Consider the following 13,865-nt stretch of genomic DNA (forward strand, 5'->3'; position numbering starts at 1 on the left):
AGAACGGCCTTTAATGTGATATACTTACATGTTTGTAAGCTATGGAAAAAAGTGTGTGTCCTATAGAGGTCACCCTTAACGTCATAGGTGGCAAGTGGAAGTTCCTCATAGTGAAAAACCTCTTGGGCGGTAAGAAAAGGTTCTCTGAGCTCTACAGGTCCATAGAGGGTATAACGCAGCGTATGTTAACGAAACAACTCAGAGAACTTGAGAGGGATGGGATAATCAACAGGATAGTCTACCCAGAAGTGCCACCGAAGGTTGAGTACGAGCTTACTCCCATAGGCAAGGAGCTCTATAGGGTATTTGTAAGCCTGCAGGAGTGGGGAGAGCTCTACCTGAAGGAGAAGGGCTACGAGCCTTTAGTGCCCTGCGACACAGAAATCAAACTGAGATAACTCATTGCCAACGCCTCACAACAGCATACTCTTCAAGGAGGAAGGAGGGTTACAGCCATGAAGTACACTCGGGAGATGTTAAGGGACAAGCTTATCATAGATGCATCCACTGGCGAGCCTGTGAGCGAAGTAGAACTTTTAGAGGATAGGGTGAGGATTATAAAAAAGGACGGGAGTACTGTAGAGATCCCTTTAAACACCTTAAGGGGGAAGTACATAAAGATGAGGTTGGAAGGTGGGATGGGTGATATGACGGGTGCTATCTACGTCTGAACTACGCTAAAGAGGTCCTTGTAGAAGTTAGGGTAGGATACTTTCACACAGTTAGGGTCGTCTATGTAGGTCTTCCCTTGTGCTACTAGACCTGCCACGCTGAAGGCCATAGCTATACGATGATCACCGTAGGTCTTTATAGTAGCTCCCTTTAGAGACATACTTCCTTCTATGATAAAGCCATCCTCCAGCTCCTCTACCTTTGCACCCATAGCCCTTAGGTTTTCCACGATTGCCTTTATTCTGTCGCTTTCCTTGACTCTTAGCTCCTGAGCACCCCTGACTACTGACGTACCTTCGGCAAAAGCCATTAGTACGGCAAGGATGGGAAGCTCATCTATCAAAGAAGGAACTTCCTCAGGCTTTACCTCTACAGACTTAAGCCTGTTTCCTCCTCTTACCACTACATCAGCCACAGGTTCTCCACCCAATTCCCTTAAGTTTGTATACTCTACGTGTCCACCCATCTGCCTTACCTTTCTGTAAAAGCCATCCCTAGTGGGGTTTACAAGCACGTCCTTGAGGATAAGTTCCGAACCTTCAACGAGCAAGGCAAGAGCGCAGAAAAAGGCAGCTGAGGATGGGTCTGCCGGACACACCACTTTAGTTCCGTAGAGCTTTTGAAAGCCTTCCATCTTTACTATATGTCCATCCTTACCTTCCATCTTGTACAGGTTTACCCCAAAAGCCTTCAACATCCTCTCTGTGTGATCGCGGGATGAATAGGGTTCTGAGATCTCTGTGTAACCTTCAGCCCTCAGACCAGCCAAAAGAAGGCTTGACTTCACTTGGGCGGATGCTCTTTTGTTGAAGAAGGATATACCCTTCAAACTTCCGCCTCTGACACATATGGGGAGCTTATCCGCGTGATGTCTTCCGTCAAGGCTTGCTCCCATCTGTCTCAAAGGCTCCACTACCCTAAGCATTGGTCTATTCCTTAAACTCCTGTCGCCTGTAAGGACGCTAAAGAAGGGCTGCGTGGAAAGGACTCCAAGCATAAGCCTGGCTGTAGTGCCCGAGTTCGCGCAGTTAAGTACATCCTGAGGTTCCCTGAAGGTGTAGTCTGTTCCTTCAATAACTAGGTTGGTACCCTTTCTTACCACCTTAACACCCAAAGACCTTATAACCCTAAGGGTTGCCAGCGTGTCTGCAGACACAAGCCAGTCTTCTACGTAGGTTTTACCCTCAGCTATAGCTCCTAAGATGACAGCTCTGTGGGATATGGATTTGTCAGATGGTACCCTTATCTGACCCTTTACTAACTTTACCCTTGAAAGCTCCATGAGAATATTTTAGAGGGGTGGCTTTAAAACTCCCTTCTCTGTTATTATGGCGGTTATGTTCTCTGCAGGAGTTACATCAAAGGCATAATGAAGGGCTTGGGATCCTTTTGGAGCTATCTGGCAACCACCGCAGCTTTTTACCTCATCCTCTGACCTTTCTTCTATGGGTATCTGCCAGCCTTCTGCTATGTTAGGGTCAAAGGTGGAAGTAGGAGCTACCACGTAGAAGGGAATACCGTGTACTTTGGCGAGAACAGATAGAGAGTAAGTACCTATCTTGTTGGCCACGTCACCCCTTTTGGTTATCCTGTCTGCACCCACGATTACACAGTCTACTAGTCCCTTGGCCATCAAAAATCCAGCCGTGGAGTCTGTTATTATCTTGTGGGGTATATCCTCCTTGAGTAGCTCCCAAGCGGTGAGCCTAGAACCTTGAAGGTATGGTCTTGTTTCGTCCACCCATACAAAGACCTCTTTACCCATGTAGTGGGCAGACCTTATGACACCTAGGGCTGTTCCCCAACCTGCTGTGGCAAGGGCTCCTGTGTTGCAGTGGGTGAGTATCCTTACTCTGTCTGGAAGGAGCTCTGCTCCTATCTGTCCCATCCTCATGTTTGCCTGAAGATCTTCCTCTTCTATGCTTATGGCTTCTTTTTCTAAATCCTTCCCTTCTTTAAGGGCTTTTAGCATCCTGTCCAAGGCCCAGAAGAGGTTGTAAGCCGTGGGTCTTGTGTTCTTGAGGGTTTCGTAAACGACCGTGTGATCTTCACCAGACTTGACACCCAAGACAAAGCCGTAGGCGGCCACGCAGCCTATGGCAGGAGCCCCTCTTACCACCATGTTCTTTATAGCTTCAGCCACCTGCTTATAAGTGGTGAGCTCAAGCCAAACTTCCTCTTGCGGGAGTCTTCTTTGGTCTAGCAGGAAAAGTCTATCTCCCTTCCACTCAAAGGCCTTTACTTTCACAGCTCTACCTCTCTTAGAGCCTCCAGGACGGACTGCGTCTTCTCCTTTTCCAACTCAAGCTCTTGAACTATACTCTTTATCTTCTGTACCTCTTCTTCAGGTGCCTTCCTTAGAAAGTTCTCGTTGGAGAGCTTTGAGCCAAACCTCTCAAGCTCAGATTCTATTTCCTTAAGCCTTCTGCTGTAGGACTCTATGAGAGAGCTTACGTCTATGCCTTCTTCTACGGGTATGTAGAACTCAAAATCTTTGCTAAAGCCTGCTACCGTAGCCTTTGGCTTTGTAAACACTTCCACTAGGTCTGAAAGCCTGGCCAAGCTTTTTATGTGCTCCTTGAACCTCTCAACAAGTTCCTTCTCTCCTTTGTAGTAAACCTTTATCTTCCTTGAAGGCTCTATCTTTAGGTCTGAGCGCAGGGATCTTATGGCCGTTACTATCTCCCTTAGCCTTTCTATCTTCATCTTCTCGTCAGGATAGAACTCCTGCGGGTTAGGTTTAGGGTACTCGGTCAGGGATATGCTCTCCTTGTGGGCTGTAGGAAGCTGCTGCCACAGCTCTTCAGTTATGTAAGGCATGAAAGGATGCAAGAGTCTCAAGGTCTTTTCAAAGACGTACAGTAGTGTTGATTGGGCCGTTAGCCTTTCCTTCTTTATCTGCTCTTGTCTTATCTGCTTTTCTTCCTCGGGTAGGTTTTCGTCCACTTTTGCGTAAAGCCTTAGTTTGGTCATCTCTAGGTACCAGTCGCAGAACTCGTCCCATATAAACGAGTAGAGCTTCTGGCATGCTCTGGAAAAGTCATACTCTTCCAAAGCTCTGTTTACGTCCTGAACCGTTTCGTTGAGAAGGGTAACTATCCAAAGGTCTTCATCCCTGGGTGGAGCCAGATGAGTCATACTCTGCATAAGGTCTGGATCTAAGTTCATCAGGATAAACCTTGCAGCGTTCCATATTTTGTTAGCAAAGCGTTTGTATCCTTCAAACCTTTTTTCTGAGAGCTTTACATCCCTTCCCTGCTGAGTAAGTATGGCAAGGGTAAACCTAAGAGAGTCTGCACCGTACTTTTCTACTATGTCCAGAGGGTCTATCACGTTGCCCTTTGTCTTGGACATCTTCTGACCCTTTTCATCCCTCACCAGTGCATGTATGTACACATCCTTAAAGGGCTCCTTCTTCATGAAGTAGGAACCCATCATCACCATACGGGCTACCCAGAAGAATATGATGTCGAAGCCTGTTACCAAGAGGTCTGTGGGATAGAGCTCCTTAAGCTCAGGGGTATCCTCCGGCCATCCGAAGACTCCAAAGGGCCAAAGGGCTGAAGAGAACCACGTATCAAGCACGTCCGTCTCCTGCTCTAGGTTTTCAGAAGCACACCTTTTACACCTTAGGATAAAGGTGTACGTCTTTCTGTCTTTGTTGTACCTGTACTGGGTCTTCTTCTGCGTGAGGATGGCCATGGGGTTTAGATCTTGGGAGATGAAAAGTCTTATGGAGCTGGCGTCCATGTCCATGGAGTGGTACTTGTGAAATACGAACTTCTTGTAGAAGTCCAACACTGTTATTTCGGGGTGTACAAAGGAAGGAGACTTTAGTATGCTTTCCACCTCTTCAGGTGTGAACTCCTGTCCTATCTTACCATCTGCTATCAGGTTGAAGATTATCTTATCGTAAGGTCTTTCAAAGTCCTCATCGGTAAAGACGTTTACGTGTCCGCAGTCTTTGCAGTACCAGACGGGTATACGATGGCCCCACCATATCTGCCTTGATATGCACCAATCTCTTAGGTTTTCCATCCACTGCAGGTAGACCTTCTCCCAACTTCTGGGTATGAACTTTATCCTTCCTTCCTTCACCATGTTTATGGCTGTATCCCTTATGCGTGGGTCAGACACGCGTACAAACCACTGGGTGGAAACCATAGGCTCTATTGTGGTCTTACACCTGTAGCACTTGCCCACAGCATGGGCGTGATCTTTCACCTTCTCTAAGAGACCTAAGGCTTCAAGCTCCTGAACTATCCTCTGTCTTGCTTCGTACCTATCAAGACCTGCGAACCTTCCTGCATTCTCATTTAATCTTGCATTCAGGTCCATAACCTGAACAAAGGGAAGGTTGTGATCCTTGCCTATTTCAAAGTCATTAGGATCATGAGCTGGAGTTATCTTTACAGCTCCTGTACCAAACTCGGGCTTTACCCTTTGGTCTGCTATGATGGGTATGTAGGGGCCTACTTTACTCCCATCGAGGGCTTCCCTTTCCCAGTCTACTAGGGGGAGCTTTACCCTTTTACCTATCAGGTGCTTGTAACGCTCATCCTCGGGGTGTACAGCCACGGCCGTGTCTCCTAGCATGGTCTCCGGTCTTGTGGTAGCCACCGTTATGTATCCAGAACCATCTTCCAGGGGATACCTGATGTAGTAAAGCTTTCCTTGCTCTTCTTCGTGCTCTACCTCAAGGTCCGAGAGTGCAGTGTAATCTTTGGGACACCAGCTTACTATGTACTCGGACCTGTATATTAGACCCTCTTCGTACAGCCTTCTAAAGGCGTGCCTTACGGCCCTGGAAAAGCCCTCGTCTAAGGTAAACCTTTCTCTCTTCCAATCTACGCTCACACCTATTCTCTCAAGCTGCCTTCTTATGCTGTTTCTCGATACAGGAACCCATTCCCAGACCTTCTTCAGAAACTCCTCCCTTCCCAGCTCATGCCTGCTTTTTGACAGCTGCTTTTCTACCACGTACTGGGTGGCTATGCCAGCATGGTCAAAGCCTGGAACCCAAACTACGTCCTTGCCTAACATCCTCTGCCATCTGCAGATTATGTCCTGGAGTGTCACGTTCAGGGCGTGACCCATGTGGAGTGATCCTGTGACGTTGGGCGGTGGTATTACAACAGAGAACTTAGAATCCTCTTTTATCTCCTTGGGTGAGTAAAGAGCCCTTTCTACCCAGAGTTTAGACCATCTTTCCTCTATCTCTTTATGGTCGTATTCCTTCATAGAGTATGTATTTTACTTGAGAAGGTCCATAACCTTCTTGATGCTCACCCTCATACGTTCAAAGGCTTGGGCAAGCCTTCCTATCTCGTCCTCAGAGGTGATGTCCACAGGCTCGTCTACGTTACCCTTTGCTATCTCTTCTGCTTTATGCTCAAGCTTACTTATGGGCTCAAACACAAGGTAGTTAAGGGCCGCTATAAGGAAGAGGATTATTCCAAGGAATATGGAAAACACAACAAGACCCTTGACAAGCCCAGAAAGCTGTGCCTTGGCAAGCACTGCATCAAATGGGACGGTTACCATGACAGCACCTACCACCTTACCCACTTCCCAGTTGGGATCGTACTGGGGTTTGTACCTCTCTAAGAGAGCCTTTGGCATGCTTTCCCTTTTTCCATGACAGGCAAGACAGCCAGCATCAGGTATCACAGCGGATGCATAAACAAACTGTTTTCCAGTAGTATCCTCCACTATACCCGTGTACTCTTTACTGTTGGTCGCCTTGAGAAAGTTTATTACCTTTGCTTCCATCTCCGAGGGTTCATCCTTTGGGTTTAAAGGATTGAAAGCCACCTGTCTTAGCTTAAAGCTTCCTAACCTCTCGCTTACGTCCTTAAAGATAGATGCTGTGAAGAAGCTAGAAGACTGAGCCTCAAGGACAAAGTCCACACCACCACAACCGCTAGCCAATAGCTCACCTATCTTGGGTCTTAGTATACCCCTCACGTACTCCCTGGAAGCCTTCGTAAAAGCCATGGCAACCCTTATCTGGTCCTCTACGTTCCTCTTGGCCTGGTTTATCTCCGAGTAGTAGGAGTAAAGTCCTACAGACAAACCTGAGACCAAACCGATGAAAACAATAGGTATAGCCACCTTCCAGCGTATGCTCTTAGGCTTTGGAAGCCTCATTCCCACCCTCCTTCTGCACCAACTCCAGTCTTACAGGGGATTTATATAATTTAAGCTCTTCTCTAAGACGCCTTATGAAGAATCTCTTATAGTTCTCCTTCCAACCTTCCACGTAGTTGGTTATAACTACCACAGTAGGTGGAGCTGTAGACTTTTGGAAGCTGTAGTACACCTTTACCTCTTTGCCTCTGTACAAGGGCGGTGGCTTTTCTTTAAGTATGTTCTGGATAGCTCTGTTCACAAAGGAGGTTTTGTGCTGTTTGGTGTAGTCTGAGTAGACCTCTAGCACCTCGTCCAGTATACTGCTCACACCTTCACCTTTGATGGCGGATGTTACCACCACGGGAGCGTAGTCTAAAAAGTAGAGCTCCTTTCTGATGATGTTTTCCACAGTTTCTTTAGGAACCTTTACGAGGTCATACTTGTTAGCCACTATGACACATCCCTTGTAATGTCTCTCTATCAAGCCTGCCAGTCTTTTGTCCTGCCTTGTCACACCTTCCGATATGTCCAGTACTAAACACACTACGTGAGAGAGCTCTATGGCCTTCAAGGATCTTCCTACTGAGAAGAACTCAACCCCATACTCTACCTTAGAAGGTCTTCTTACTCCAGCCGTATCTACTAGGATGAAGGAAGTACCCTTATAGGTAAAGGGTATTTCCACAGCATCCCTGGTGGTTCCTGGTATATGGGAAACTATCACTCTCTCCTGACCGAGTATAGCGTTCACCAAGGAAGATTTACCCACGTTTGGTCTTCCAACGAAGGAGATTTTTATACCACCAGCGGTGCTTATCTGTTCCTCACTAGGTATATCCCTGACTATCCTGTCTAAGAGTTCTGCCACACCTTTACCATGCTGTGCAGACACGAAGTAAACTTCATCAAAGCCTAGGGTGTAAAAGTCATAGGCGTTTAGGTTAGACTTCTTGTTGTCCACCTTGTTGACTACTAGAATTGTTTTGTGCTTATAGGGATACAGTAGTTTTGCTATTTCTTGGTCTTGAGCGGTAAGGCCCTCCTTTGCATCCACTACGAAGAGTATTAGGTCTACCTTTTCCAAGTGTTGGATTACCTTCTTCCTTACCTCTTGGCTTATGTAATCCCCGCTTTCTATTACACCGCCTGTATCCATTACAGTAAAGGATTTGCCCTGCCATTGGGCTTGTGACTCTATCACGTCTCTGGTAACACCTGGCATATCATGGACTATACTAAGGCGTTTTTTTATTATCCTGTTGAAGAGTGTGGACTTCCCTACGTTTGGTCTTCCTACTATGATTACCTTCACCTTAAAATTTTAAGCTAAGCTCATGTTCGTCTATACCAGGAGAATACAGTTTTACGAGACGGATGCCCAAGGGGTGGTACACCACTCTAACTACTTTAGGTACTTAGAAGAAGCCAGGGGGGAGCTTTTGAGATCTGTTGGCATGCCTTACTCGGAAATAAGAAAACTTGGCTACGAGGTAGTGCTCATAGAAGCCTTTTGCCGATACAGAAGACCAGCCTTCTACGACCAAAAGATTGACATACACATACGTGTTAAAGAGGTAAACAGGTTTGAGTTCTCCTTTGAGTACCACATACTGGCAGAAGGTCAAAAACTTGCCGAGGCATACACCAAACATTGCCTAGTCTTTGAAGGTAAGATAGTTAGCCTACCTAAGGAGCTAAGGTCTAAGTTAGATGGGCTGGCAGGAAGCTGACCAAGAAATCCTAAAAGAGATAGCCTCCGTAGGAGGAAATTACGGCAGGAGGATAGAAAACGTGGTGAAAGCTCTTGAAGACCTAGAGAGGAGTATGGCATACCTTAGGTCTAGACTAGACAAAAACACAGGTAGGCTCTTCTCCTTAAGACTACTCATAAGGTTGAAGAAAAAGAGGAACAAACTGTTAGAGGCTTTACAGTCGGAGGTCTACAAGCTTATAGTTTACAGGGAGGCTTTAGGGCTTACCAGACACAAGGAGGTTTACAAGGTATACGGGTTAGAAAGATGGATATCAGAAGAAAGGTAAGATTGGACGCCTTTACTACCATAGGCATAGGGGGAATAGCTGAGTACTTTGCCGTTCCCAGAGATCAAGAGGAGCTCGCAGATCTCATAAAGCTGGCCCAGGATAAGGGTAAACCTATACACATACTAGGTCGCGGTGCCAACACCATATTCGGAGACTTTGAAGGCTTTGTAGTATACACAAAGAACTTCTCCAACATGAGCGTAGAGGACGAAGGAAATAAAGGCCTGAGGGTAAAGGTGGCTGCAGGCGTAGATCTTCACAAGTTGGTAAAGCTGGCAGTAGATGAAAACCTAGAAGGGGTTTACAGGCTCGTTGGGCTACCTGCCACTGTGGGTGGTGCTGTAAGCATGAACGCCGGAGCTTTTGGTTACGAGATTTCCGAACATTTACTATCCGTTAAGTTTTTAGGATGGGATGGAAATGTCTACACAGCCATGAAGCAAGACCTTAACTTCTCTTACAGGAATTCACCCTTTCCAAGCTTGGGCGTAGTCCTAGAGTGTGAGTTTTTATTCCAGAGGACCAACAGACCTATATTTGAGGAGTTCCAGAGCATAAAGAGGTTAAGAAAGGAAAAGCAGCCCATCAACATGCCCACCAGCGGCTCTACCTTCAAGAACCCGCAAGGACATGCAGCCGGCAAGCTCTTAGAAGAGGTGGGAATGAAGGGTTTTAGGATAGGCGGTGTAGCCTTTTCAGAAGTGCATGCCAACTTTCTGATCAACGTAGACAGAGGCACATTCCAAGACGTGCTTAAAATAATACAGGTAGCCAAAAGAAGGGTCTTAGAAACATTCGGGATTGAACTTGAAGAGGAGGTGGTCCTAGTTGGAAAGAGAGATGCCTTTGCCAGACTGGATTAAGGAGAGGATACTCCAGAAGGTTCACAACAAAGCTCTGGCTATGAAAGCCTTTGAGTACATAAAGCTAGTAGAGAAGGAAGATGGTACCCTATGGGTAAAGGAAGAGTTTGAGGACATGAACAACCACGCCCTGCTTTTTATGGTCCTTGCGTGTGTCAATTACACGCGAAGACTCATAGAAGGTGAGGACATAGACTGATGCCTTGGCTTATAAGGGTAAAGAGGAAGTTTAACGCTGCCCACTACCTTACTAACTACCACGGTAAACCCGAACCTTTACACGGTCACACCTGGACGGTGGAGGTCTTCATAAGAGCCGACAGCCTGGATGAAGGAGGTATGGGCTACGACTTTGTTGAGATAGACAGAAGGCTAAAGGAGCTTTTACCAGACTACAAACTTCTTAATGAGGTGTTTGACTTCTCACCAAGTGCAGAAAACGTAGCAAGGTGGTTATACTATAAGTTAAAACAGGAGTATCCTACCTTAGAGAAGGTGGTAGTATGGGAGACGGAGGAATGCGGCACGGAATTCTGGGAGTGAGTTTGCTCCTGTCTATCTTCTCCTGCACACCAATGGTACAGCAAGCTGTTCTTCCTTCTAAAAACGTAGAGGTTGTAAAAAAAGGGAGCTTTTACGTAGCCCTCTCTGAAGATGAGGAAAGTTTTATAGGTTACGAAGCTAGAAGGCTAGGCATACCCATCCCAGACAGGGAAGAGATAAAAAGATACCTCTCTTACTACCTGAGGAACAAAGAGTTTACAGAAAGACTTCTTCAGAGAGCAAACCACTATCTACCTACCATAAGACCTGTGCTTGAAAAGTATGGGCTTCCTGCAGAGCTCGCCATGCTGCCAGCCATAGAGAGCGCCTTTAATCCCTTTGCTGTCTCAAGGTCCGGTGCCGCAGGTCTTTGGCAGTTTATACCTTCAACAGCAAGAAGGTATGGTCTAAGGGTAGACAACCTCGTAGACGAAAGGTTTGACATCTTAAAGTCTACAGAAGCTGCAGCCCTCTATCTTAGAGACCTTTACAGTACCTTCAGAAACTGGGAGCTTACCCTTGCCAGCTACAACTGTGGTGAGAACTGCGTCTGGAGAAGGACGGGTGGAATAGACTTCTGGCAGACTTATGGTTTTCTTCCGGAGGAAACAAAGAATTACGTACCCAACTTCTTCGCTCTGTTACTTATAGCGAGAGATCCCAAAAGGTACGGTTTTAACACGGACGTGAAGATGGAAGAGGTGAAAGTAGTCCGTGTCAACAAGGACATTCAGAAGGATGAGCTTTTAGATTCCTTAAAAGTCAAGGAGGATATCTTTAAAGATTACAACCCTCACATACTCGGCAACACAGTACCCAAGGACACCTACGTATACATACCCAAGAAGGTAGTGCTGATTAAATGATCCCAGAGTGTTACATACTGGCAGGAGGCAAAAGCAGGCGATTCGGCCAGGACAAAACCCTTTACCCAATAGAAGGAAAACCTATGATACTACACGTGGTAGAGCTAGCCAGAAGAGTGTCTGAAAGGGTCTTTATACTCTCCAAAGATGTTCAAAAGTATGCCTTCATAAAAGGTGTAGATATCCTAAAAGACTATGTGCACGAACAGTTTGCTCTGGCTGGTGTATACACTGCCCTTAAACGCACATCCTATGAAAAAGTGCTTATCCTTTCTGCTGATATGCCCTACCTAAGGCCGGATATATTGACCCATCTATGGAAAAGTTCCCAACCAGATGTTAGCTTATACAAGGTTAACGAAAAACTGTATCCTTTCCCAGGTGTGTACTACAGAAGTGTATTACCCCCTTTAGAGGATTACATACTAAAGGGTAGAAGAAGGGTAGGAAAGTTTTTAGAACTTCTAAGGATAAACACCCTAACAAGCGAAGAGAAGAGAGCCTTTACCAACGTGAACACTCTTGAGGATATACTTCAGGCGGGGGCAGAGCCCCCATAAGGGTTACTTGATGGACTCTCTGAGGTCCTTGGCAGGCCTGAAGACCACCACCTTCCTTGCAGGTATTTCTATCACCTTACCTGTCCTGGGATTCCTTCCCTTTCTTGCAGCTCTCTGTCTAACGGTGAATATCCCAAAACCAGGAATTGCTACTCTTTCACCCTTCTTGAGAGCTGCAGAGACAGCACTCACAGCAGCCTTCAAAGCAGCATCGGCCTGCTTCTTGGTTATGCCGGCCTGCTTGGCTATTGCAGAAACAAGCTCCGCCTTTGTCATGGCTTTCCCTCCTTTAAAGCTTTGTCTTTCAATAATATAACACACAGTGCTAAACCTTTCAATATCCGCAACTGGATGAACCTCCGGTGGTACGTTTATAATATTTAATGCCATGGAGAAGAAGTGGAGAACGGCCATAACTCAACACATAGGACATGAAACATACATAAGGGGCTACAGGCTTTTAGATCTTGTAGGTAACCTCACCTTCGCCCAGGCTATCTACCTGATCCTCAAAGGTGAGCTACCCAACGAGAAAGAGTCCAAGATGATGGAAGCTATATTCGTGTCGGTCATAGACCATGGCATAGCTCCACCTTCTGCTATAGCCGCAAGAGCTGTCGCATCTGGTGGAAACTCTCTAAACGTAGGTGTGGCCGCGGGAGTTCTGGCTTTTGGTTCAGCCCATGGGGGAGCTCTAGAAGATGCCATGAGGTTCATACAAGAAGGTGTTGCCAGCCAAAAGCCAGTACAAGACATAGTAAAGGAGTACTTAGAGAGCAAAAAACCCATACCAGGGTACGGCCACAGGTACTACAAAGACTTTGACCCAAGGACCAAAAGGCTCATGGATATAGCCAAAGAGCTAGGTTTTTATGACAAGCACTGTCAGTTTGCTCAGGAGGTAGAAGAAGAAATAGCAAGGCAAAAGGGTAAAAGGTTGGTTCTTAACGTAGACGGAGCCATAGCTGCAGTGGTTTCCGAGATGGGCTTTGACTGGCGCCTTGGAAAAGGATTTTTCATCATAGGAAGGGTACCAGGTCTAGTAGCACACGTTTACGAAGAACTTACGATGGAAAAACCCTTCTCTAAGAGGTTAGACGAAGAGAAGGAGACAGAATATATAGGTGTGCCACCCAGAGAGCTTCCACCAGAGTTTAGGAAACTCTAAGCACTATCTTTCCAAAGTGCTTGGACTCTTCCAGGTATCTGTGGGCCTCTGGGGCCTCCTTCAAATCAAAAACCTTGTCCACCACGGGTTTTAGTAGACCTCGATCGTATAGCTCTGATATCTTAAACAGGTCTGCTCTGGGCCCCATGTAGACACCGAGCAGCTCTATCTCCCTTACGAAGATGTACCTTATGTCTATTTTTGTCTCACTTCCTGTAGTAGTTCCGAAGAAAACCAACTTTCCACCCTTTCTCAGGCACTCCACACTCTTCCAGAAGGTGGAGCTTCCCACATGGTCCATCACTATGTCCACACCTTCTTTAAAGATCGATCTTACCTCTTTGACCACATCCTGCGTGTAATGGTTTATAACCACATCAGCCCCAAGCTCTTTGCATCTCCTGGCTTTTTCCTCGTTTCCTGCCGTTGTTATGACAAAGGCTCCAAAGAGCTTAGCAACCTGTATACCCACTACACCAACACCGGAAGAGCCACCCCATATGAGAACCTTATGGTAAGGCTTTATCTGAGCCTTCTCAACTAGAGCGTTCCAAACAGTAAGAGATGTAAGGGGAAAGCTGCAAGCCTCCTCAAAGCTCAAGTTTTTAGGCTTTGGTAAGACGTTTCTCTCCGGAACCTTAACAAACTCTGCATAAGCTCCCTTAGTTTTGAGTCCTAGTATGTCGTAATCCCTACAATGGTTATCATGTCCCTTCTGGCAGTCGTAGCACACGCCACAGGATAGCCCAGGAGCTACTATAACCTCATCTCCTTCTTTCACACTTTTAACACCTTCTCCCACTTTGCATACAACACCACTAACATCTGAACCTAAGATATGAGGCAGCTGCGGTTTTACAGCCAACGCTCCCATCCTAACCCAAAGGTCAAGGTGGTTAAGGGCTACGCACTTAACCTTTATGAGTACCTCACCAGGACCTACAGAAGGTTCCGGAAAATCCTCTACGTACTGTAGGTTCTCAACACCACCGAAGTCCTTCAAAACTACTGCACGCAT

At 46.4% G+C, this 13,865-nt stretch carries 17 protein-coding genes; 10 read left to right on the forward strand and 7 right to left on the reverse strand.

Annotated elements, in window-relative coordinates:
* Positions 1 to 41: 41 nt before the first annotated feature.
* On the forward strand, positions 42 to 398 hold the full coding sequence (locus tag B5444_RS00990) for a winged helix-turn-helix transcriptional regulator (protein ID WP_079653394.1): 357 nt from the start codon (positions 42 to 44) through the stop codon (positions 396 to 398).
* A 57-nt stretch (positions 399 to 455) separates the two neighbouring features.
* A complete protein-coding gene (locus tag B5444_RS00995; RefSeq protein ID WP_154021709.1) occupies positions 456 to 671 on the forward strand; it encodes a hypothetical protein in 216 nt (71 codons plus the stop codon).
* Here B5444_RS00995 and aroA read toward each other — a convergent pair.
* Genes aroA through der form a run of 5 tightly spaced genes read right to left on the reverse strand, consistent with a single transcriptional unit; the run spans position 662 to position 8,116 of the window.
* Positions 662 to 1,954, reverse strand: coding sequence for a 3-phosphoshikimate 1-carboxyvinyltransferase (aroA, locus tag B5444_RS01000; RefSeq protein ID WP_079653396.1), 1,293 nt, complete (start codon positions 1,952 to 1,954; stop codon positions 662 to 664). The two genes, B5444_RS00995 and aroA, sit on opposite strands and share 10 nt — an antisense overlap.
* A gap of 9 nt (positions 1,955 to 1,963) precedes the next feature.
* Positions 1,964 to 2,920, reverse strand: a complete 957-nt coding sequence (mtnA, locus tag B5444_RS01005; protein WP_079653397.1) for an S-methyl-5-thioribose-1-phosphate isomerase — start codon at positions 2,918 to 2,920, stop codon at positions 1,964 to 1,966.
* On the reverse strand, positions 2,917 to 5,913 hold the full coding sequence (locus B5444_RS01010; protein ID WP_079653398.1) for a valine--tRNA ligase: 2,997 nt from the start codon (positions 5,911 to 5,913) through the stop codon (positions 2,917 to 2,919). The genes mtnA and B5444_RS01010 overlap by 4 nt, the downstream gene beginning before the upstream one ends.
* Positions 5,914 to 5,925: 12 nt before the next feature.
* Positions 5,926 to 6,822 (reverse strand): c-type heme family protein, encoded by an 897-nt coding sequence (locus B5444_RS01015; protein WP_079653399.1) that lies wholly within the window; start codon positions 6,820 to 6,822, stop codon positions 5,926 to 5,928.
* Complete coding sequence (der, locus tag B5444_RS01020) at positions 6,803 to 8,116, reverse strand: ribosome biogenesis GTPase Der (RefSeq protein ID WP_079653400.1); 1,314 nt, start codon at positions 8,114 to 8,116, stop codon at positions 6,803 to 6,805. The genes B5444_RS01015 and der overlap by 20 nt, the downstream gene beginning before the upstream one ends.
* A gap of 22 nt (positions 8,117 to 8,138) precedes the next feature.
* Here der and B5444_RS01025 point away from each other — a divergent pair, with 22 nt between their 5' ends.
* Genes B5444_RS01025 through mobA form a run of 7 tightly spaced genes read left to right on the forward strand, consistent with a single transcriptional unit; the run spans position 8,139 to position 11,679 of the window.
* Positions 8,139 to 8,534, forward strand: coding sequence for an acyl-CoA thioesterase (locus tag B5444_RS01025; protein WP_079653401.1), 396 nt, complete (start codon positions 8,139 to 8,141; stop codon positions 8,532 to 8,534).
* Positions 8,515 to 8,844, forward strand: coding sequence for a hypothetical protein (locus B5444_RS01030; protein ID WP_079653402.1), 330 nt, complete (start codon positions 8,515 to 8,517; stop codon positions 8,842 to 8,844). Before B5444_RS01025 ends, B5444_RS01030 begins: the two co-directional genes overlap by 20 nt.
* Entirely contained in the window at positions 8,823 to 9,710 is an 888-nt protein-coding gene (gene murB, locus B5444_RS01035; RefSeq protein ID WP_079653403.1) for a UDP-N-acetylmuramate dehydrogenase, read from the forward strand. Before B5444_RS01030 ends, murB begins: the two co-directional genes overlap by 22 nt.
* Positions 9,676 to 9,909 carry a hypothetical protein gene (locus tag B5444_RS01040; RefSeq protein WP_231967124.1) on the forward strand — a complete coding sequence of 78 codons (234 nt, stop codon included), beginning with the start codon at positions 9,676 to 9,678 and terminating at the stop codon, positions 9,907 to 9,909. The genes murB and B5444_RS01040 overlap by 35 nt, the downstream gene beginning before the upstream one ends.
* The gene (locus B5444_RS01045; RefSeq protein ID WP_079653405.1) at positions 9,909 to 10,253 is read left to right on the forward strand and encodes a 6-pyruvoyl trahydropterin synthase family protein; all 345 of its coding nucleotides are present in this window, start codon (positions 9,909 to 9,911) and stop codon (positions 10,251 to 10,253) included. The genes B5444_RS01040 and B5444_RS01045 overlap by 1 nt, the downstream gene beginning before the upstream one ends.
* Entirely contained in the window at positions 10,229 to 11,119 is an 891-nt protein-coding gene (locus B5444_RS01050; RefSeq protein WP_079653406.1) for a lytic transglycosylase domain-containing protein, read from the forward strand. The genes B5444_RS01045 and B5444_RS01050 overlap by 25 nt, the downstream gene beginning before the upstream one ends.
* The gene (mobA, locus tag B5444_RS01055; protein WP_079653407.1) at positions 11,116 to 11,679 is read left to right on the forward strand and encodes a molybdenum cofactor guanylyltransferase; all 564 of its coding nucleotides are present in this window, start codon (positions 11,116 to 11,118) and stop codon (positions 11,677 to 11,679) included. Before B5444_RS01050 ends, mobA begins: the two co-directional genes overlap by 4 nt.
* A 3-nt stretch (positions 11,680 to 11,682) precedes the next feature.
* Here mobA and B5444_RS01060 read toward each other — a convergent pair whose 3' ends face one another.
* Entirely contained in the window at positions 11,683 to 11,955 is a 273-nt protein-coding gene (locus tag B5444_RS01060; protein WP_079653408.1) for an HU family DNA-binding protein, read from the reverse strand.
* Between the two features lie 112 nt (positions 11,956 to 12,067).
* On the opposite strand from B5444_RS01060, the gene B5444_RS01065 reads away from it, so the two are divergent.
* Positions 12,068 to 12,847 carry a citryl-CoA lyase gene (locus B5444_RS01065; protein WP_079653409.1) on the forward strand — a complete coding sequence of 260 codons (780 nt, stop codon included), beginning with the start codon at positions 12,068 to 12,070 and terminating at the stop codon, positions 12,845 to 12,847.
* Here B5444_RS01065 and B5444_RS01070 read toward each other — a convergent pair.
* Complete coding sequence (locus B5444_RS01070) at positions 12,834 to 13,865, reverse strand: zinc-binding dehydrogenase (RefSeq protein ID WP_079653410.1); 1,032 nt, start codon at positions 13,863 to 13,865, stop codon at positions 12,834 to 12,836. The genes B5444_RS01065 and B5444_RS01070 overlap by 14 nt on opposite strands.

The organism is Thermocrinis minervae (assembly GCF_900142435.1).
GTDB lineage: Bacteria > Aquificota > Aquificia > Aquificales > Aquificaceae > Thermocrinis_A > Thermocrinis_A minervae.

Excerpts from the sequence above, each read along its gene's own strand:
- B5444_RS00995 (WP_154021709.1), top strand. The coding sequence starts at position 456 with ATGAAGTACACTCGGGAGATGTTAAGGGACAAGCTTATCATAGATGCA.
- B5444_RS01050 (WP_079653406.1), top strand. The coding sequence starts at position 10,229 with ATGCGGCACGGAATTCTGGGAGTGAGTTTGCTCCTGTCTATCTTCTCC.
- B5444_RS01070 (WP_079653410.1), bottom strand. The coding sequence starts at position 13,865 with ATGCGTGCAGTAGTTTTGAAGGACTTCGGTGGTGTTGAGAACCTACAG.
- B5444_RS01045 (WP_079653405.1), top strand. The coding sequence starts at position 9,909 with ATGCCTTGGCTTATAAGGGTAAAGAGGAAGTTTAACGCTGCCCACTAC.
- B5444_RS01065 (WP_079653409.1), top strand. The coding sequence starts at position 12,068 with ATGGAGAAGAAGTGGAGAACGGCCATAACTCAACACATAGGACATGAA.
- B5444_RS01015 (WP_079653399.1), bottom strand. The coding sequence starts at position 6,822 with ATGAGGCTTCCAAAGCCTAAGAGCATACGCTGGAAGGTGGCTATACCT.
- B5444_RS01030 (WP_079653402.1), top strand. The coding sequence starts at position 8,515 with ATGGGCTGGCAGGAAGCTGACCAAGAAATCCTAAAAGAGATAGCCTCC.
- B5444_RS01010 (WP_079653398.1), bottom strand. The coding sequence starts at position 5,913 with ATGAAGGAATACGACCATAAAGAGATAGAGGAAAGATGGTCTAAACTC.
- aroA (WP_079653396.1), bottom strand. The coding sequence starts at position 1,954 with ATGGAGCTTTCAAGGGTAAAGTTAGTAAAGGGTCAGATAAGGGTACCA.
- B5444_RS01025 (WP_079653401.1), top strand. The coding sequence starts at position 8,139 with ATGTTCGTCTATACCAGGAGAATACAGTTTTACGAGACGGATGCCCAA.
- B5444_RS01060 (WP_079653408.1), bottom strand. The coding sequence starts at position 11,955 with ATGACAAAGGCGGAGCTTGTTTCTGCAATAGCCAAGCAGGCCGGCATA.
- B5444_RS00990 (WP_079653394.1), top strand. The coding sequence starts at position 42 with ATGGAAAAAAGTGTGTGTCCTATAGAGGTCACCCTTAACGTCATAGGT.
- murB (WP_079653403.1), top strand. The coding sequence starts at position 8,823 with ATGGATATCAGAAGAAAGGTAAGATTGGACGCCTTTACTACCATAGGC.
- mobA (WP_079653407.1), top strand. The coding sequence starts at position 11,116 with ATGATCCCAGAGTGTTACATACTGGCAGGAGGCAAAAGCAGGCGATTC.